This window comes from Robertmurraya korlensis, assembly GCF_023715225.1.
GTDB lineage: Bacteria > Bacillota > Bacilli > Bacillales > Cytobacillaceae > Robertmurraya_A.
The window spans coordinates 61,133-81,510 of the sequence record NZ_JAMBNS010000005.1; the positions used below are offsets into that span (position 1 = coordinate 61,133).

The following is a 20,378-nucleotide window of genomic DNA, read 5'->3' on the forward strand; positions in this document are numbered from 1 at the left end:
TATGTCTAGTCCAATCAAAACAGATATTCTTCAGGGAGATCTTTATATAAATGGAAAATGGGTAAGTGCCCCCGATCAGTCCTACTTTGAAAGCTTAAATCCGGCCACAGGGGAACTTGTCGGCATATGTGCGGCTGCCACAACGGAGCAAGTGGATAAGGCTGTCAAAAAAGCGAATGAAGCGTATTTACAATGGAAGAACACCCCCATTCCAGAGCGAGCAGCTTATTTAATGAAAGTTGCCCAACTGTTTGAAACACGAAAACAGGAACTTGCTCGTGTTATGACAATGGAGATGGGAAAAGTGCTGACTGAGTCTTTAGGCGAAGTGGGAGTGGTCATCGCGACTGCACAATATATGGCAGGCGAGGGACGACGCCTCTTTGGAGAAACGATCCCTGCCGGTTTCGTAGACCGGAACGTAAGAATGGTCCGTGAGCCTCTCGGTGTTGTGGCGTGCATCACTCCCTGGAACTTTCCAGTTGCACTTGCTTCCTATAAAATCTTTTCAGCCCTGATTGCTGGTAATACGGTCGTATGGAAGCCTGCTTCAGAGGTTGCATTATCGGCAAAGATTTTTGTCGAAATGTTAGATGAAGTCGGGTTGCCAGCTGGGGTTGTGAACTTAATTACCGGTTCAGGAAGAAAAGTCGGTCAAACACTGGCAGAACATTCAGATGTTAAAGTCATTTCGTTTACGGGCTCAACAGAAGTCGGACAAAAACTGGCTGAAATGGGCAGTAAAACGTTAAAACGTATTTCATTGGAATTGGGTGGGAAAAATGCAGTGATCGTCTTGAAGGATGCGGACTTGGACAAAGCGGCAGACGGAATCGTAAAATCAGCTTTTACGACGACTGGTCAGCGCTGTACAGCGGCAAGTCGAGTCATTGTCGAACGCCCAGTAAAGGAAATGCTCGTACAAAAAGTAGTAGATTTAACACAGTCTATGAAAATAGGAAATGGACTAGAAGAAGGGATGCAAGTGGGCCCTCTTGTAAATGAAGAACAGCTTCATACGGTCGAGAAATATGTGAAAAAAGCGATTGATGAAGGCGGAAAAATGGTGTCAGGTGGAAAGCGTATGAAAGAATTGGGCGGCTATTATTATGAGCCGACAATCCTTGAGAATGTGAAACCGAAGGATACGATTGCGCAGGAAGAAATATTTGGTCCGGTTCTTGCGATCATTGAAGTTGATTCCTATGAGGAAGCCATGGAGATAAATAACGGAACGATTTATGGGCTATCAACTTCCATTTATACGGAGAGCCTTCATTATGCGAATCGTGCGGCAAAGGAAGCGGTAAGCGGACTTGTCTACATTAATAACGGAACGTCAAATGCTGAGATGGGTGTGGCGTTTGGGGGAATGAAAATGTCCGGAAATGGTCACCGAGAAGTTTCCCACCATGCATTCGATGTTATGACAGAGTGGAAGTCCATCTATACCAACTATTGATGAACGACAATGTCTAACAGGTAGTGTCAAACTCAGCCTCTCCCATTTATTTGGTGGAATGGTCACGCAATATATAAAATTTTGGTCAAATACGAAGGGGGATAACATGAGAAAACATCGTATTGGTATTGCATTCTTCTACCATGAATCCCACAGTTTCAGCCCTATGAAAACAGAAATCGAACAGTTTCGAAATGAAGGCTACTTTGTCGGCGAGGAAATTTATGCTGCCTATATGGGTACCAAAACGGAAGTGGGCGGTTTTTTGGATGTATTGAAACAAGAAAGGGATGTAGAAATTTTACCGCTGCTTTGTGCGGCAGCAGTCCCATCGGGCGTGGTAACAACAGAAGCGTATTCCATTATTGAAGAGCAAATGCTCCAGTCAATACGGGAGGCTGGAAGGCTGGACGGATTATTGCTTGCATTGCATGGAGCAATGGTCGTGGAGCACCTCCTCGATCCGGAAGAGCATTTACTAGGAAAAATTCGCGGGCTTATCGGACCGAATGTCCCAATTGCGACAACACTTGACATGCACGCCAATTTAAGTGGAAAAATGATTGATTACACCCCACTTCATTTTGGATTTAAAACATACCCCCATATTGATATGTATGAACAAGGTATGAATGCGGCAATCGCTTTATTAAAGCAATTAAAAGAAGAGGTCACCTATTACGCATCTTTTGAAAAATTGCCGATGATGCCGCCCTCTATCAATATGAGAACTGCAGAAGGGCCGATGCACAAAATGATCGAGTGGGCGAAACAAGCCGAAGAGGAAGAAGGAATTCATCATGTGTCCGTATTTGGTGGCTTCCCTTACTCGGATATTCCGATGGTCGGTGCAAGTGTACTTGTTGTTTCGCTCGATCCGAAAAAAGGAAAAGAGACTGCCCAAAAGATGGCATCCTTGTTCTGGAGTGTAAGAGAAGAATTTATCATGGATTTGCCTGGTGTAAGAGAGGGGCTCGATTTGGCGATAACGATTGAAGATAACAAACCAATCGTGCTAGCGGACATCTCGGATAATCCTCTAAGTTGCGGGAGTGGCGACACAACAGAACTGCTTCGGGAGATGGTCAAGATGAACATTCCCGACACGCTTTTTGGAGGACTCTACGATCCAGAATCCATTGAGGCTTGCCGCAAGATGGGAGCCGGAAATAAGGTCATGTTGTCTCTTGGAGGGAAAGTATCGCCTGAATTTGGGGAGTCTGTTCAGGTCGAAGCAACGGTAGTGGCTCTATCAGATGGTGTATTTTACAATTCTGGGCCGTTCAATCAGCATTTAAGAGTCGATCTAAAGGGGGCAGCTCACATTCGCGTTGGCAAGATGGATATTCTCCTCATAGGAAGACCAATGTCAGCGAATGATCCGGAAATGTTTCGTCATATTGGCCTTGAGCCTTCGACAAAGAGAATTCTTGGGTTAAAGGCTAAGAATCATTTTCGGGCAGCGTTTGAACCGATTGTTGGCCCTATCATTTATGTAGATGCACCTGGTGTTGCCTCCAATCGTTTAACCACTTTTACGTATCGTCACATTCCTAAGCCCATTTGGCCTCTGGATGATATCGAATATGAAGGAGGAAAGAATAATGGAAACATTGAACAAAACCTATTATGTCGAAGTACCAGCTTCATTAAATCCAGAACAGCTAAAAATAATGATGGAGCTTGAGCAAGATGCGTTTCCGGGATTAGGGGCAGTTGACGAACAAGCACTTGTCCCTCTTACACGCTACGGGAAACTCATTCAATACCGGCAGCAAAATGATCCTAAGCCGATTGCGATTTGCGAAGTAATGAGAGCTTACAATGATATCCATAAAGCCTACATTTTCGGGTTTTATGTCCGCTCCGACCAACAAGGGAAAGGAATCGGGAAATTATTTTTACAGGAAATTTATCCGATTCTAAAGCAAGATGGGTTTCGTAAGGTTTGCTTAACGGTCAGTACTAAAAACAACGCAGCCGTCAAGCTATATGAAAAATTAGGGTTTGCCATTAAAGAGACTAGATTAGATGAATTTGGTGAAGGGGAAAATCGCTATTATATGGAATGCCACATATCTTAATAAATTAATGTTCCGAGGAGAATTCGTCAAAAAAATAATTTAGGGGGAGTTTATGATGAGAAACACTTTATTCCAACCAAAAAGACATTGGAAAGAGATCGAGCTTTGGAAGGATGTTACAGAGGATCAATGGAACGATTGGGTTTGGCAGTTGACAAATACAATCAAAAATTTAGAAGACTTAAAGAAAGTCGTTAACTTAACTCCAGAAGAAGAGCAAGGAGTTTTAATCTCAACAAAAACAATTCCATTAAACATCACACCATATTATGCATGGCTTATGGATCCAGATGATTCAAGATGTCCGGTTAGAATGCAGTCTGTTCCGATTTCTGCGGAATTGAATAAAACAAGATATGATTTAGAAGATCCTCTTCACGAAGATGAAGACTCACCAGTACCTGGATTAACACATCGTTATCCGGATCGCGTGTTGTTCCTAGTAACAAACCAATGCTCCATGTACTGTCGTTACTGCACAAGAAGACGCTTCTCTGGACAAATCGGAATGGGTGTTCCAAAGAAACAATTAGACACAGCCATTAACTATATCGCATCTAACCCCCAAATTCGAGATGTTTTAATTTCCGGAGGAGACGGGCTCCTTATTAATGACAATATTCTAGAATATATTTTAAAGAATTTACGTGAGATTCCACATGTAGAAATTATTCGTATTGGTACAAGAGCACCAGTCGTATTTCCACAGCGTATTACAGAAAATCTTTGTAATATCTTGAAAAAGTATCATCCAGTCTGGTTAAATACGCATTTCAATACATCTATTGAGATTACGGAAGAATCGAAGCGTGCATGTGAAATGCTTGCAAATGTTGGTGTACCTGTTGGTAATCAGTCTGTTATTTTGGCAGGCATTAACGACAGTGTACCAATCATGAAACAACTTATGCATGACCTTGTTAAAATTCGCGTTCGCCCATATTATATTTACCAATGTGATTTATCGGAAGGGATTGGCCATTTCCGTGCACCAATCAGCAAAGGATTGGAAATCATGGAAGGACTTCGCGGTCATACATCAGGATATGCTGTTCCAACATTTATTGTTGATGCCCCTGGGGGAGGAGGTAAAATTCCTTTGCAGCCGAACTATATCATTTCTCAAAGTTCTAATAAAGTTGTATTACGTAACTTTGAAGGTGTTATCACATCTTATCCGGAACCAACAAATTATCAGTCAGGAAGTGCTGACGATTATTATAAGAAGGTATATCCCGAAGTGTTTGAAAAGTTTGAAAGTAATGGCGTACTATCCATTATTGATGATACGAAATTTAACCTTACACCTGAAGGATTAAAACGTTTAGATCGCCGAAAAACGTATATGGAAAATATTGAACATAGTTCATTAAAAGATAAACGTGACAAACGCGACGAGTTAAAAGAGAAAAAATTCCAATCGCAAATGAAGAAATATGAAACAGTGGGTGCAAAGGAGGAATAATATTGATTTGTCAATGGTGCGAATCAGATACAGCAAGTGAAACGAGCAACACAGTGTATTGGGAACTTCCAGATGGAACAAATGCGATCGAAATACAAGACACACCATCTATTCATTGCTTAGAATGCGGAATGATCTATCAAACAGATCGTACGGTCAAAGAAATTGAGGATCATCTATTCTTAATTGATTGCTCAAAGCTTGAAAAAAGTATGAAGTATGAAACGCTTATGGCTACTCCACGATTATTGAAGAGAAACTACTTTGATTTTTCAAGATAAACAACAAAATGTATCCGTTTTCGATATAGAGTGAATGGTCAAGGTATTCCCTTCAAATTCAATATAAATTTGAAGGGAATATGTAATCTTTTTTTCGTTTTCTCACAATGTTAAATAAAGACGGGAGTAGGGAGGACAAGAATGGGATCACTCAATAGCTATAAAAATGAACATAATAATCAGAATATTCTAAATGATAAAAGGGGTAAAGAGCATGTTAAACGCAATCTAAAGGCACGTCACATGACGATGATTGCTATCGGAGGGTCAATTGGTACAGGGATATTTTTAGCGACAGGGGCGTCCATTCAAACAGCTGGACCTGGTGGTGCGCTAATTGCTTATGGAGCTATCGGCATCATGGTCTATTTTCTGATGACAAGTCTAGGTGAAATGGCAACATTAATGCCGGTTTCCGGGTCCTTTTCAACATATGGTAGCCGTTTTGTCGATCCAGCATTTGGTTTTGCGCTCGGTTGGAACTATTGGTTCAACTGGGCAGTTACACTTGCGGTTGAAATAGTTGCATCAGCTATTATTATGAAGTTCTGGTTTCCGGATGTACCGAGCATCGTGTGGAGTACCCTGTTTTTAGGTCTAATCTTTTTATTGAATGCATTGTCGGTTAAAAGTTACGGAGAATCCGAGTATTGGTTTTCCTTAATAAAAGTAGTGACCATCATCGTTTTCATTGGAGTTGGTATACTCACCATTTTAGGTATCCTTGGAGGAGATTATATCGGGTTTAAAAATTTTACTGTAGAACATGCTCCTGTTAATGGGGGTCTATTGTCCGTAATAAGTATTTTTCTCATCGCAGGTTTTTCATTTCAAGGAACGGAACTCGTGGGGATTGCTGCAGGTGAAAGTGAAGAGCCGGAGAAAAACGTACCAAAGGCGATTCGACAAGTATTTTGGCGAATTCTACTATTTTATATCGTCGCCATTGCTGTCATTGGCCTAATTATTCCTTATACAAGTCCTGAACTGTTAGGTAGGGATGTCGACAACATCGCTGTTAGCCCTTTTACCCTTGTATTTGAGAAAGTAGGCATTGCATTTGCAGCATCTGTAATGAATGCGGTTATTTTGACCTCAGTCTTATCGGCAGGAACATCCGGTTTATATGCATCGACACGCATGCTTTGGTCTATGGCAAAGGAAGGCCAGGCACCTAGATTTCTACAACAAGTAAATGATCGCGGAATTCCGATGAATGCCCTTGTCATCACGACGATTATCGGGGGCTTGGCCTTTTTAACTTCTATTTTTGGAGACCAAGTGTATACATGGTTATTAAATGCGTCAGGATTAACTGGATTTATTGCCTGGCTTGGAATTGCGGTCAGCCACTATCGTTTTAGAAAAGCATATGTCGCCCAGGGCAGAGACATGAGTGACTTGAAGTTTAAAGCGAAGTGGTTCCCGTTTGGTCCAATTTTCGCTTTTGCGATGTGTATCTTTGTCATCTTTGGTCAAAATTATCAAGCTTTTTTAACAAGTGAAATTGATTGGTATGGAATAGTCGTGTCTTATATTGGTCTTCCAATCTTTTTGGCATTTTGGCTCGGGTTTAAACTCATTCATAAAACGAAGGTCGTTCCGCTAGATGAATGTCTATTTGAAGAGATGTCATCTAAATAGAGAAATCGAGATTCGTCTCGCTCCGCCATTTTAAAGCTATGAGGTGAGCGATTGAACGATGAAATAAATTGTAGATATTTTTTAGGAGATTTGGGGATAAGAATGAAACGAACACCTTTTGGCAGGTGTTCGTTTTTTATTCTAAAACCAAATTCAAATTATCTATGTTTAGACCTGTAATTGTCGATGTAAGAGTTAACAGTCAAAAAAGAACCAACTAAGAATAAGATTATTCCCGTGATACTAGTAGGATACAGCAGTTCCCACATATAGACCCCTCCCTTATCAGTATTGTATTTAGAATATTCTGTTATTTATTATAATATCACGTTTAGATCATTAACAATATAGAAATGGTAAATTCTTTGCATAAGAAAATTGCCGCTTAAGGTTTTACAACAGTATATAAAAGTCAAAAGGAAAGTTCATCTTTGTTAAAGAATCTCGTCCGTGTCACGGCATTTTAGACGAGAGTGGAGTGTATTTTATGGTAAATGAGAGAGGAACAAGTTAAGCTTTTCTTATTAAGATATTTTTTAAGAACAAAGTAATTAAGAAATTTTAGTGTGGAAGGAGATTTTATTCATGCCATTAGAGATTATCCGCCACGACCTCACCAAGATGAAGGTAGATGCCATCGTAAATGCTGCAAATACAGAATTAAGAATGGGAGGTGGTATTTGCGGGGCTATTTTTCAAGCTGCCGGTGTGAAGGAGTTAACACAGGCTTGTGAGAAAATAGGAGGCTGTTCGGTTGGTCAGGCTGTGATCACAGATGGATTTCATTTGCCTGCCAAAAACATCATACATACTCCAGGGCCCATTTGGAAGGGTGGCTCTCATCAAGAATCCAGACTTCTGAAGGATTCCTATACTCATTCTCTGGAGCTAGCGAGAACTAATCAATGTGAATCCATCGCCTTTCCACTAATATCGACGGGGATCTATGGATTTCCAAAAGATGAGGCCTTACAAATTGCCGTTTCTACGATTAGTCAATTTCTTTTACAGCATGACATGCTTGTCTATTTAGTTGTGTTTGACCAAACATCCTTTGGGTTAAGTCAAAAGCTATTCTCATCAATCTATGAATATATTGATGAACATTATGTGGAGGAAGTAGAACAGACATTTCATCGCCGAGAAGAGCGATTCATCCTGGAAGATTTGCAAGTACCGGAAGATTTTTACGAAAAAAAGAATGAGCCTATACTAGAAAATAATCTAGCGCATCTCTTTGGCGAACTCGATGAGTCCTTTTCGCAGCGGTTGCTTCGGCTCATTGATGAAAGAGGAATGACAGATGTGGAGACCTATAGAAGGGCAAATGTGGATCGTCGCTTGTTTTCAAAAATTCGTAATAAAGTAGATTACACGCCTACAAAGAAAACAGCCCTTGCCTTTGCCATTGCTTTACATCTAGATGTACACGATACCAACGATTTGCTGTCAGCTGCCGGATATACTTTGTCGCGTAGCAGTAAATTAGATGTTATTATTGAATTTTTTATCCAACAAGGCAATTATAATATTCACGAAATCAACGAAGCACTTTTTGCATTGGATCAACCCTTACTAGGAGCATAAATGTCGCTTTCAAAGCGACCATTTCTTTTTCAAATCTTGATATCCTTCAAATATAAATAAATGAAGTGGAGGAAACAAGAATGAAAAAGAATGTAACGGAAGTCGTGTTTATCCTAGATAAAAGTGGGTCTATGGCAGGTCTTGAAACGGACACCATTGGTGGCTTTAATGGGATGCTGAATAAGCAGAAAAAAGCGGAAGGAGAAGCTTACGTTACAACGGTATTATTTAATCATCAGTATGAACTCTTACATGATCGGATCCATGTAAAAGGCATCTCTCCCATCACTGAACGTGACTATGAAGTAGGGGGAACGACGGCATTACTCGATGCCATCGGCTTTTCTATTCAAAAAATCGTGAATGTCCAAAAAAATACTAGTGTAGTGGAACGAGCCGATCAGGTCCTATTTGTCATCACCACGGATGGAATGGAAAATGCGAGTCGTGAATTTACCTCTGAAAAAATCAAAAAAATGATCACTCACCAAAAAGAGAAATATGGATGGGACTTCATGTTTCTAGGGGCGAATATTGATGCCATTTCAACGGCCGCACAGTTTGGAATTGATGAGGACTTTGCGGTGGACTACCATGCTGACCAAATGGGAACACAGTTGAATTACGAGATGGTGAGCGAGGCCGTGATAATATTACGAAGCGGAAAGAAAATGGATCGAAGTTGGAAAGAAGGAATTGAGCGAGATTATAATCGTCGTTCGAGTTGTCATTAGGATACTACGAGACATTTCGGGAATCCATAGAGGCGGTCAACTCCTCAGAGTTTTTAAATAAACTACCAAAACCATCCTATTGGATGGTTTTGTCATATTCCCCAGAAACAAACTCCAATAGAGCCCTAACTGCAAATGATTGGTATCTCTCTTTTTTGGTAATAAATCCAAGTTCCCACATAGGGGGAGACGTTATTTTAATCATTTGAACATGGGTATGATCCATTTTTCTATGGATGGACTTTGGTAGTAAAGTAATACCAAGCTCCGCTCCAACCAGTTCCGTTATTAAATCCCACTGTGAACTTTCGTAAGCAATGTTTGGTTGAAAGCCTGCTTTCTGACATTCTCTAATAATGAGTTCGTGTAAGGCAAACTCCCGATTAAAAACGATAAAACTCTCTTCTGATAGCTGTTGAAGGCTGACCTCTTTTAATGCGGCAAGATTATGCTTTGTACTTGTATAAAGCATGAACTCTTCTCTTATAAACGGAGTAATATCAAATTTACTATCGTCTGTGGGAATGACAATAATGCCGATATCTACTTGACCTTCGTCCACTAATTGTTCAATTCGTTTTGCGCCTCGTTCAATTAAATCTAAAGATACCTGCGGATATTGCTGTTTAAAAGCTTTTGCTATCGCTGGGAAGAAAAGCGTTCCTATTAATGGGGGAATCCCAATTTTAATTTTACCAGTGGTTAAATGGATTAGATCGTCTAATAAGATGGAAAGCTCATCTGTTGCTCCTAATATTTTACTAGCTTGCTTAAGAACAATTTCTCCTGCATCCGTCAACATTAAGGTACGTGTGGAACGTTCAAACAGTTCTACTTTAAGCTCTGATTCTAATTTTTTAATGGATTTACTTAAAGTTGGTTGGGAGATAAAGGTACTTGCAGCTGCTTTTGTGAAGCTGCCATATGTAGCAACTTCGGTAAAATATCGAAGATCCTTTAATTCCATCATCATCACCACTTATTCTATATTGGAATATAAATTATAACTATTATTCATTTTACTCATAAGTTATATTGCTGTAAATTAAAAGTAAATAGATGGTTGAAAATTCTGACTAAATCTATAGAGGGTGAGGAACAGGCAGTGGTTAAAAACGAGGTTGTAATTGTAAGCGCTTTAAGAACGCCGGTTGGTCAATTTGGAGGCAGCTTAAAAAATGTAAGTGCTGTTCAATTAGGTTCAATATTGATAAAAGCGGTACTTGAACAGGTAGGAGTTCGTGGTGATCAAATCGATGAAGTGATCATGGGGAATGTGCTTCAAGCAGGGCTTGGTCAAAACCCAGCTCGACAATCAGCCATCCTCGCAGGTCTTCCTGAGCATGTTTCTGCTTTTACGGTAAATAAAGTGTGTGGATCAGGATTAAAGGCCGTTCATCTAGCGACTCAAGCGATTTTAACTGGAGATGCAGAAATCGTTGTCTCTGGTGGGATGGAAAATATGAGTCAAGCACCTTACTTATCTATGGGAGTACGAGACGGGTTTCGAATGGGAGATCAAACCCTCATAGACAGCATGATACATGATGGTTTGTGGTGTGCGTTCAATGATTATCATATGGGAATCACGGCAGAAAATATTTCTGACCAATATGAAGTAACGCGTCAAGAGCAAGATGAATTTGCTGCCTGGAGTCAGGAAAAAGCAGCAAAAGCAATTCAGGAAGGGAAATTCAAGGATGAAATAGTCGCTGTAGAAATACCGCAGCGTAAAGGAGAGCCTATTATTTTTAATACAGATGAATATGTGAAGCCGGGAACCACGGTAGAGAAATTAGGTAAGCTAAGACCGGCTTTTAAAAAGGACGGTCGTGTAACGGCAGGGAATGCTTCAGGAATTAATGACGGGGCAGCAGCTGTTCTCATGATGAGTCTTCGTAAGGCAAGAGAACTTGGTATTGAACCACTAGTTACGATTCGTGCCAATGAGAAGGAAGGGAAAATATGGCCTAGCGACATTATGCATCGGTGGGGGTCAAGGAGTTTCAACGATTATAGAAAACTATGAAAAAGAGGTGCAATAGCATGAAAAAGATCTTTACTAGTTTTGAAGAAGCGGTACAAGACATTACAGACGGTATGACGCTTATGGTTGGGGGATTTGGACTGGTGGGAATACCAGAGAACCTCATCAAAGCTCTTTGTGAGAAGAACGTGAAAGATTTAACGGTCATTTCAAATAACTGTGGAGTAGATGATTGGGGACTTGGACTTTTACTCAAAAATAAACAAATTAAAAAGATGATCTCATCATATGTGGGTGAAAATAAAGAGTTTGAAAGACAAGTACTAAGTGGAGAATTAGAGGTACAACTCACACCGCAAGGATCTTTAGCCGAGAAGATTCGTGCGGGTGGAGCGGGAATTCCTGCTTTTTATACCCCAGCTGGAGTGGGGACTCCTATTGCAGAAGGTAGAGAAACAAGACAGTTTCATGGGAAGGAATATTTACTAGAAGAAGCACTTACGGCTGATTTTAGTTTAATTAAAGCGTGGAAAGCAGATAAGATGGGCAATGTGATTTATCGGAAGACTGCTCAAAATTTCAACCCTATGATGGCGGCAGCAGGGAAAATAACGATTGCAGAGGTTGAGGAAATTGTAGAAGTAGGAGAACTAGATCCCGATCAAATTCATACACCTAGTATTTATGTGCAAGGACTAATCGTAGGGAAACATGAAAAGAGAATCGAACGACTTACGGTTCAAGTATAAAATAGAGGAGGGACAAAGATGACGAAAAACGTTAGAATACAAATTGCTCAAAGAGCGGAAAAAGAAATTCAAGATGGTTTCTACGTTAACCTGGGCATAGGGATGCCAACCATGGTTGCAAACTATCTGTCTGAAAATAAGCAAGTGGTTTTACAATCCGAAAATGGATTATTAGGGATTGGTCCTTATCCAAGTAAAGAAGAAGTAGATCCAGACTTAATTAACGCAGGAAAAGAAACCGTAACCGCCATACAAGGAGCAAGTTTCTTTAGTAATGCCGAATCATTTGCCATGATACGTGGTGGTCATATTGATTTAGCCATCTTAGGTGGAATGGAGGTTTCCGAAAACGGTGATTTAGCCAACTGGATGATACCGGGAAAAATGATTAAAGGCATGGGCGGAGCGATGGACTTAGTTCACGGAGCCAAAAAGATTATTGTCATCATGGAGCATGTAAACAAGGCCGGTCAGCCCAAAATCTTAAAAAAATGCTCGTTGCCATTAACAGGCCAACAGGTGGTTGATCGAATCATCACCGATCGTGCCGTAATTGATGTAACGAAGGATGGGTTAAAACTGGTGGAAGTGGCACAAGGCTATAGTGTGCAGGACGTGATTGATTCTACCGAGCCGGAGTTGATTGTTTCGGATCGAGTGGTTGGTCATGCGTAGTAAATAGTGTGCAATTAATTCCAGATTATCAAAAGAAGAAATCGAAAGAAAAATAAAAGCATTAATCCAGGAGTAGGATTAATGCTTTTTGTGATGAAAGCACTAATTTGGAAGAAGGGCTGAGAAAAAAGATAATTGAATGACAGATAAAGGTGGTAAAATTAAGAAAAGAGGGCTTAAAGAGTTAGTTTTACTTAGAGAAATAAGATTGTACAGGGGGAAATGATTTGAAGAAGTTTTTCAAATGGCTTTTTTATAAAGAAGAAGATGTTAGTGGACTAATTACCTTCATATTTATGTTATCACTTATTCAATTGATTGATGTTCATTTCAGTAATAAGCTTTTAATACTACCTTATGTCATCTTTTTATTACTAGCAATGAGACTGATGATTGAATTATTCAAGAAAATTCTTAAACAGCGTAATGTAAAGGTAAAAAGAGTGCATTTCATTGCTGCGATTTTCATTGTAATCATAGTTACAGGGATAATTGAAACCACATTACTCTAATAAATGTACATACGTGCGTAACCGAAAAAAAATGCTGATCTTCGTTTGAAGAATCAGCATTCATTCTCATTCTTACGACAATCGACTATTCTGTTTACGATAGTCACTAGGAGTCATATCGAAAATTTGTTTAAACTTTTTATAGAAGAAAGTGACCAACTTCAATAATGAAGGAGTTAATGAAAACATTAGCCCTGTCTTAAGCTTTTTCCACAGCTATTGTCCGAATAAGGCAATAATTAAAGGACAGAGGGCATTGGTTTCCAGGCAAATATCACTTATTAAACGCTTGGAAGAACATTTTGTCCAAGCGTTTTAATATGCTTGAAAAAGCCTGGTGTTGGTTGTTATAAAAGATTAAATAATTTCCCGATTCTGGGACATACTCTTTTTGATATCATTTTTCCCCATAAAAGCAATTTAATCTTTAGACCAAGCTACATTAATTGAGAGAGGTGGGACTTTTTGAAATGTTCACAATGTGATTACGCCAATCCAACTGATTCGAAGTTCTGCTTAAGCTGTGGAGAAAAGTTCCTTAAAATGAATACACCACAGGATGAAAACAGCTTTTTTTATGAGTTTGCCAGTTATGTAAATGTTGTTCCAAAGGTGGAACGGTCGGTTGAACCGAAATTCGTCAATATCTTTTCCCGTGTTTTTGCTGATCATAGTGAACTAGAAGCAGAACGACTGTTTATTGTTGGAACAGCACTTACTACACCAAAAATATCAGAAGTAAAAGACACCTGGCCCAAACCTTGGCTATTTGCCCGGTTATTCATTATTGCCCTCCTTGTATTTGCGGGATTTTACGTAGGTGCAAGTTACTTTGGAAATGCAAACTTTCTACCGGGACTAATTATTGTTGGGGCATTTGGGGTTCCATTGACCACGTTAATATTCTTCTGGGAGATGAATGTCCCGCAGAATATAGCCATTTACCGTGTGATTTATGTGGTGTTAGTTGGCGGCATTCTCTCCATGCTACTTGCACTCGTGTTTTTCGATATCCTAAAGAATAACATCAACCCGATTACGATTGGAATTATTGAGGAGCTTGCGAAAACCATCATCGTCATCTCGTTTGTTCACTATCGTAGGTACAAATATATTTTAAACGGTTTGCTTATTGGTGCAGCAGTCGGGGCAGGCTTTGCCGCTTTTGAAACGGCTGGATACGCACTTAGAGCACTGCTTTCGGGAGATGCTGTAAGCCTGTATGGAACGATCCTATTGAGGGGAATCTATGCACCTGGTGGACATGTTGCATGGGCCGCGTTGACAGGCGCTGCGTTCTGCAGAGTACAAAAGGACCAACCTTTTCGATTTCACATGTTGTTGAATAATAAATTTTTACAAGTGTTTATCTTAGTCGTGGGAATACATGCTCTTTGGGACACATCCATTCCAGGAATGTTCCCTTTTGGACAGGTTATTTTGATGGTTATCTCATGGCTTACAGTTTTCCTATTCATCCGTGGTGGTCTGAAAGAGATAGGCGAGAGAAAACTAATGCACTCTACCACTTAGTTGAAGAGTACTTCATGATACAAAAAGTGTATAAAAAATGCTGATTTCCGTTTGGGCAATCAGCATTTTTTAAATAACTACTATTTATACTGCTCCAACCGATTAAAAAACTGAATCAAAAATTGATAAAAATTCTTCTCCGCCGGTGCCAGTTCCCGGTGCTTCGGAATAATAACCCCAACCGTACGCATGGCTTTTGGTGTTTCAATCGGTACTTTTACGGTGAATCGGGGAGTCGAGTCATAGAATGTGCTCTCTGGTAACAGGCTGACTCCGATTCCAGCGGAAACGAGTCCTTTTAGCGCATCCATATCCTCGCCTTCAGATGTAATCTCTGGTTCAAAGCCTGCTTCACGACATGCCTCTACCGCAAGTTTTCGAAGAACATAGCCTTTAGGAAATAAGACGAACTTGTCTGACCGCAAATCACTTAATTGAATCTTTTTGCTCTCAGCCAATGGGTGCAGAGAAGGAATCAAGGCAATGATGTTTTCCATAAATAGTATCTTTGTCTCTAAGTCTGGATCATTGGTTGGAACAGGGCCAAGAAAGGCTAAATCAATTTCCCCGTTCTTCACAGCATCAATGAGGTTGGCATACGATCCTTGACGCAGATGGAAAGAAACATTGGGAAAATCATTCTTATAGGCAGATATCACTGTAGGAAGCCAATATCGTGCGAGACTGGTCGGATAGCCGATTTTAATCGTTCCTGCTTGTGGATCGAGATATTCGTCTATTTTTTCTTTTGCTTCATCCAACTTTTTTAGGGAGCTTTTGACATATTTTAAAAAAATATACCCAATCTGTGTGACCTTAATGTTTCTGCCGACTCTTTCAAGAAGCTTTACCCCTAGTTCCTCTTCGAGCTTGGTAATTTGATAGCTCACTGCTGACTGGGCGACGTTTAAGTTATCAGCTGCTTCGGTCATATGTTCTCGTTCGGCTACTTCTATAAAATATCGCAATTGACGAAGCTCCATTTTGATTTTTCTCCCATTCATATTAATTTTCGATTAATTTAATATAAATTATATATTGTTTATATGATTTTGAAAACATAGAATGTTGTTATATGAATTTTTCGACAACAATCGGCAGGGAGAGAAGAATATGACATATCATCAACTACCAAAAGCACAAGGTCTCTACCGTCCTGAATTTGAACATGATGCATGTGGAATCGGCTTATACGCTCACATAAAAGGGAACGCCACACATGATATAGTGGCAAAAGGACTATCAATGCTTTGTCAATTAGATCATCGCGGAGGACAGGGAAGTGACCCGTTAACAGGCGATGGCGCGGGATTAATGGTTCAAATACCGGATCTATTTTTCAGAAAAGAATGTTCTGACATGAACTTGCCTGAAAAAGGGAAGTACGGTGTAGGAATGCTATTTTTCTCTAAGGATGACAAAGAACGGGAAGATATAGAAGCTACTATTAATGAATTAATAGAACAAGAAGGTCAAACCGTACTTGGCTGGAGAGACGTTCCGGTCGATGCAGGAAAAATTGGAGCAACTGCACAGGAAAGCTGTCCGGTTGTACGCCAGGTGTTTGTTGGGAATAACGAAGGCGATGCACTAGCGTTCGAACGAAAACTATACGTTATTCGCAAATCTGCAGAAAACTGGGCAAAGAACTCGGACTATCGTTTCTATTTTGCAAGCTTTTCAAGCAGAACGATTGTTTATAAGGGACTATTAACTCCTGAACAAGTAGATCAATTCTATTTAGATTTACAGGATGAGAGTTTTGTGTCGGCATTCGCTTTAGTGCATTCACGCTTTAGTACAAATACATTTCCTAGCTGGGAAAGAGCCCATCCGAACCGTTATTTGATTCACAATGGTGAAATCAATACGCTTCAAGGGAATATTCACTGGATGAAGGCACGTGAAACTCAATTCATATCAGAAGCATTTGGTTCTGATTTAGAAAAAGTATTGCCGATCCTTGATACAGATGGAAGTGATTCATCAATTTTAGACAATGCACTTGAATTTATGGTTCTTGCCGGCAGAAAGCCAGCGCACGCAGCAATGATGTTGGTTCCAGAACCTTGGTCTAATAATCCTCATATCTCTGATGAAAAGAGAGCTTTTTATGAATACCACAGCTCATTAATGGAGCCTTGGGATGGACCATCAGCGATTTCGTTTACAGACGGAAAACAAATCGGTGCCATCTTAGACCGTAATGGACTACGACCAGCTCGTTATTATGTAACGGAAGATGATTATATTATTTTCTCATCTGAAGTTGGTGTCATCGATGTAGAGCCAGAAAAGGTGTTATACAAAGAACGTCTTCAACCAGGAAAAATGCTATTAATCGATTTAGAAGAAGGTCGTATTATTTCCGACGAGGAAGTTAAAAGAGAAATGGCTCAAGCTCAGCCTTATCAGCAATGGTTAAATGACGAGCTTGTTCGCTTAGAAGATAACATAGAGTCTGAAGGAGAAGTTCCGAAAGATTTAATCGTCCGTCAAAAAGCGTTTGGATATACGTATGAAGATATTCAAAAATACATTATTCCAGCTGTAAGTGAAGGCAAAGATCCGCTTGGAGCGATGGGGAATGATATGCCGCTAGCGGTCTTATCAGATAAACCGCAGAATTTATTTAACTACTTTAAGCAATTATTCGCACAAGTAACGAATCCTCCAATTGATGCGATTCGTGAAGCGATCGTTACTTCAACCGTTTCTTATTTAGGAGCAGAAGGCAATTTGCTTCATCCATCAGCAGAAAATTGCCGTCGCATTCAGTTAGAAACTCCAATTTTGACAAACAGCCAACTAGTAGCATTAAAGAATGGTAAAGAATTTAAAGCTGCAGTTATTGACATGTTGTTCGAGGATGACCTGGAAAGCAGTCTGAAAGGTATTTGCCGTGAAGCAGAAGAAGCCATTGCAGATGGTGCGAGCTTACTGATTCTATCTGACCGTCATATTAATGAAACAACCGTTGCGATTCCATCCTTACTAGCAGTAAGTGCCCTTCATCAGCATTTGATTCGTGAAGGATTACGTACGAAGGCAAGTATTATTGTGGAATCTGGGGAAGTAAGAGAAGTTCATCATTTTGCTGTATTGATCGGATACGGTGTAGACGCGATTAACCCTTATCTAGCATTCTCGATCTATCAGCAAGCTGTTTCAGAAGGTACCTTACCATTTACGTATCAAGAAGCGGTGAAAAAGTACATCGTTTCTATGAACGAAGGCGTCGTTAAGGTAATGTCAAAAATGGGGATTTCAACGGTACAAAGTTACCGTGGTGCTCAAATTTTTGAAGCAGTTGGAATCAGCTCTGATGTAATCGGCCGCTACTTTACTGGAACGGTTTCACAGCTTGGAGGAATTGGGTTAGACACGATCGCGGAAGAGGCAAAGCTGCGTCACGCGGAAGCTTACTCTCCATTATCCGACGATACGTTAGAATCCGGAAGTAACTTCCAGTGGAGACATGACGGAGAACACCATGCCTTTAATCCAGCAACGATTCATACGTTGCAATGGGCTTGCCGTAACGGTGATTACGAATTATTTAAAAAATATTCATCACTTGCTAATGAAGAAAGACTCGGGTTTTTACGTAATCTATTCTCGTTCAATGGTTCAAGACAACCGTTACCTATTGATGAGGTAGAAAGCGTAGATTCAATTGTTCGCCGTTTTAAAACAGGAGCGATGAGCTTTGGATCGATCAGTAAGGAAGCGCACGAAACGTTAGCGATTGCCATGAACCGTTTAGGTGGTAAAAGCAACAGCGGTGAAGGTGGAGAAGACGCTAGCCGATTTGTACCTGATGAAAATGGCGACAACCGTGGAAGTAAGATTAAGCAAATCGCTTCTGGACGATTTGGTGTGAAAAGTCATTATCTAGTGAATGCTGAAGAGCTGCAAATAAAAATGGCTCAAGGAGCGAAGCCTGGTGAAGGCGGACAATTGATGGGGAAAAAGGTGTATCCATGGGTAGCAGATGTTCGTGGTTCAACACCTGGTGTGAGCTTAATTTCACCTCCACCACATCATGACATTTACTCGATTGAAGACTTGGCACAGCTAATTCATGACTTGAAAAATGCCAATCGTCAAGCGCGCATCAGCGTGAAGCTTGTATCAAAGGGCGGAGTTGGAACCATCGCTGCTGGTGTTGCGAAGGCTGTGGCGGACGTAATCGTCATTAGCGGATACGACGGCGGAACAGGTGCATCACCAAAAACAAGTATTCAGCACGCGGGATTACCTTGGGAACTTGGTTTAGCAGAAGCACATCAAACACTGATGCTCAACGGATTGCGTGACCGTGTCGTTCTTGAGACAGACGGAAAATTAATGACGGGTAAAGATGTCGTTATGGCAGCATTATTAGGTGCCGAAGAATTTGGCTTTGCTACTGCGCCATTAGTCGTTCTTGGCTGTGTCATGATGCGTGTGTGTCATTTGGATACATGTCCTGTCGGAATCGCGACTCAAAATCCAGAGCTTCGTAAAAAGTTCACTGGTGAAGCCGATTATATCGTAAACTATATGCGCTTTGTGGCACAGGAAGTTCGTGAGATGATGGCGGAGCTTGGTTTTAGAACGGTGGAAGAAATGGTTGGTCGTACTGATGTGTTAACGGTGAGTGACCGTGCAAAATCACACTGGAAGGCACAGCATTTAGATTTAACAGCACTTCTGCACAAGCCTGAAGGAGCAACAACCTTTAAACACCCGCAAAATCATCGAATTGACGAAAGTCTTGATATAAAACAGATCCTACCGGCTGTTCAAAAAGCATTAGAAGACGGAACACCTGTAGAAGCAAGCTTCCCGATTACAAACGTGAATCGTGTAGCGGGTACGATTGTTGGAAGTGAAATCTCAAAACGTTATGGTGAAGTTGGTCTTCCGGAAGATACGATCACGTTAAAGTTTAACGGATCGGCTGGTCAAAGCTTTGGTGCGTTTGTACCGAAGGGAATGACACTTGAATTAACAGGTGACGCGAACGATTACGTTGGAAAAGGACTTTCTGGCGGAAAAATCATCGTGAAAGCTGATGAACATACAAGGATCGCTTCAGGCGAAAATGTGATTGCAGGAAATGTTGCCTTCATTGGAGCTACAAGCGGTGAAGCGTATATCAATGGACGTGCTGGAGAACGTTTTGCTGTTCGTAATAGTGGCGTACATGTAGTGGTTGAAGGAATTGGCGACCATGGCTGTGAATATATGACAGGTGGACGCGTCGTTATTTTAGGCGATGTAGGGAAAAACTTCGGAGCTGGAATGTCCGGTGGAATTGCCTATGTATATACAGAGAACGAGGAAGCATTCAAGAACCTAACCAACCAAGAATTGATTGAATTTGAAACGGTATCCTCTCCTGCTGAACAGGAAGAGTTAAAAACATTAATACAAAACCATTACCGCTACACAGAAAGTGTGAAGGCGAGTTGTATTCTAGAAGACTGGGCAAAATGTGTCAGAAAATTTGTCAAAGTCATTCCAAAAGATTACAAACGAATGATCACTTTGATTGAGGAGCAAAAGGTACAAGGATTATCGGAAGAAGAAGCCGTCATGAGCGCCTTTTTAGCGAATTCCGGAGCAACATCAAAACCAATGAAACAGCAGGAAGCTGCCATCCGCTAAGAAAGGGGAG

Annotated in this window: 15 protein-coding genes and 1 pseudogene; 14 read left to right on the forward strand and 2 right to left on the reverse strand. The window is 40.6% G+C overall.

The annotated features are described in order from the left end of the window. Window position 1: 1 nt before the first annotated feature. The 8 genes from M3175_RS10720 to M3175_RS10755 all read left to right on the forward strand — a co-directional run bounded on the left by M3175_RS10720 (window position 2) and on the right by M3175_RS10755 (window position 9,257). Window positions 2–1,462: an aldehyde dehydrogenase family protein gene (locus tag M3175_RS10720; RefSeq protein ID WP_251518758.1), complete on the forward strand. Its 1,461-nt coding sequence runs from the start codon at window positions 2–4 to the stop codon at window positions 1,460–1,462. 106 nt (window positions 1,463–1,568) lie between these two features. Then, complete coding sequence (locus M3175_RS10725; RefSeq protein WP_251518759.1) at window positions 1,569–3,149, forward strand: M81 family metallopeptidase; 1,581 nt, start codon at window positions 1,569–1,571, stop codon at window positions 3,147–3,149. Continuing rightward, entirely contained in the window at window positions 3,067–3,546 is a 480-nt protein-coding gene (locus M3175_RS10730; protein WP_251518760.1) for a GNAT family N-acetyltransferase, read from the forward strand. The genes M3175_RS10725 and M3175_RS10730 overlap by 83 nt, the downstream gene beginning before the upstream one ends. Before the next feature lie 55 nt (window positions 3,547–3,601). Next, window positions 3,602–5,011 carry a lysine 2,3-aminomutase gene (gene kamA / locus M3175_RS10735; protein WP_251518761.1) on the forward strand — a complete coding sequence of 470 codons (1,410 nt, stop codon included), beginning with the start codon at window positions 3,602–3,604 and terminating at the stop codon, window positions 5,009–5,011. A gap of 2 nt (window positions 5,012–5,013) precedes the next feature. Continuing rightward, window positions 5,014–5,292, forward strand: coding sequence for a YokU family protein (locus tag M3175_RS10740; RefSeq protein ID WP_251518762.1), 279 nt, complete (start codon window positions 5,014–5,016; stop codon window positions 5,290–5,292). 141 nt (window positions 5,293–5,433) lie between these two features. Then, window positions 5,434–6,936, forward strand: a complete 1,503-nt coding sequence (locus M3175_RS10745) for an amino acid permease (protein ID WP_251518763.1) — start codon at window positions 5,434–5,436, stop codon at window positions 6,934–6,936. Between the two features lie 585 nt (window positions 6,937–7,521). Further along, a complete protein-coding gene (locus M3175_RS10750) occupies window positions 7,522–8,523 on the forward strand; it encodes a macro domain-containing protein (RefSeq protein WP_251518764.1) in 1,002 nt (333 codons plus the stop codon). A gap of 80 nt (window positions 8,524–8,603) precedes the next feature. After that, window positions 8,604–9,257 carry a vWA domain-containing protein gene (locus M3175_RS10755; protein WP_251518765.1) on the forward strand — a complete coding sequence of 218 codons (654 nt, stop codon included), beginning with the start codon at window positions 8,604–8,606 and terminating at the stop codon, window positions 9,255–9,257. Between the two features lie 76 nt (window positions 9,258–9,333). Here M3175_RS10755 and M3175_RS10760 read toward each other — a convergent pair whose 3' ends face one another. Beyond that, on the reverse strand, window positions 9,334–10,224 hold the full coding sequence (locus tag M3175_RS10760) for a LysR family transcriptional regulator (RefSeq protein ID WP_251519204.1): 891 nt from the start codon (window positions 10,222–10,224) through the stop codon (window positions 9,334–9,336). A 138-nt stretch (window positions 10,225–10,362) separates the two neighbouring features. Here M3175_RS10760 and M3175_RS10765 point away from each other — a divergent pair. The 5 genes and pseudogenes from M3175_RS10765 to M3175_RS10785 form a co-directional block, all read left to right on the forward strand. Continuing rightward, window positions 10,363–11,217, forward strand: a pseudogene (locus M3175_RS10765) (acetyl-CoA C-acyltransferase); the annotation flags it as partial. 86 nt (window positions 11,218–11,303) lie between these two features. Then, on the forward strand, window positions 11,304–11,993 hold the full coding sequence (locus tag M3175_RS10770; protein ID WP_251518766.1) for a CoA transferase subunit A: 690 nt from the start codon (window positions 11,304–11,306) through the stop codon (window positions 11,991–11,993). Window positions 11,994–12,011: 18 nt separating this feature from the next. Next, window positions 12,012–12,668 carry a CoA transferase subunit B gene (locus M3175_RS10775; protein ID WP_251518767.1) on the forward strand — a complete coding sequence of 219 codons (657 nt, stop codon included), beginning with the start codon at window positions 12,012–12,014 and terminating at the stop codon, window positions 12,666–12,668. A gap of 227 nt (window positions 12,669–12,895) precedes the next feature. Then, window positions 12,896–13,180 carry a hypothetical protein gene (locus M3175_RS10780; RefSeq protein ID WP_251518769.1) on the forward strand — a complete coding sequence of 95 codons (285 nt, stop codon included), beginning with the start codon at window positions 12,896–12,898 and terminating at the stop codon, window positions 13,178–13,180. A 465-nt stretch (window positions 13,181–13,645) separates the two neighbouring features. After that, window positions 13,646–14,713, forward strand: a complete 1,068-nt coding sequence (locus tag M3175_RS10785; protein WP_251518771.1) for a PrsW family glutamic-type intramembrane protease — start codon at window positions 13,646–13,648, stop codon at window positions 14,711–14,713. Between the two features lie 80 nt (window positions 14,714–14,793). Here M3175_RS10785 and gltC read toward each other — a convergent pair whose 3' ends face one another. Next, window positions 14,794–15,696 (reverse strand): glutamate biosynthesis transcriptional regulator GltC, encoded by a 903-nt coding sequence (gene gltC, locus M3175_RS10790; RefSeq protein ID WP_251518773.1) that lies wholly within the window; start codon window positions 15,694–15,696, stop codon window positions 14,794–14,796. 130 nt (window positions 15,697–15,826) lie between these two features. On the opposite strand from gltC, the gene gltB reads away from it, so the two are divergent. Continuing rightward, complete coding sequence (gltB, locus tag M3175_RS10795; protein WP_251518775.1) at window positions 15,827–20,368, forward strand: glutamate synthase large subunit; 4,542 nt, start codon at window positions 15,827–15,829, stop codon at window positions 20,366–20,368. Window positions 20,369–20,378: the final 10 nt, after the last annotated feature.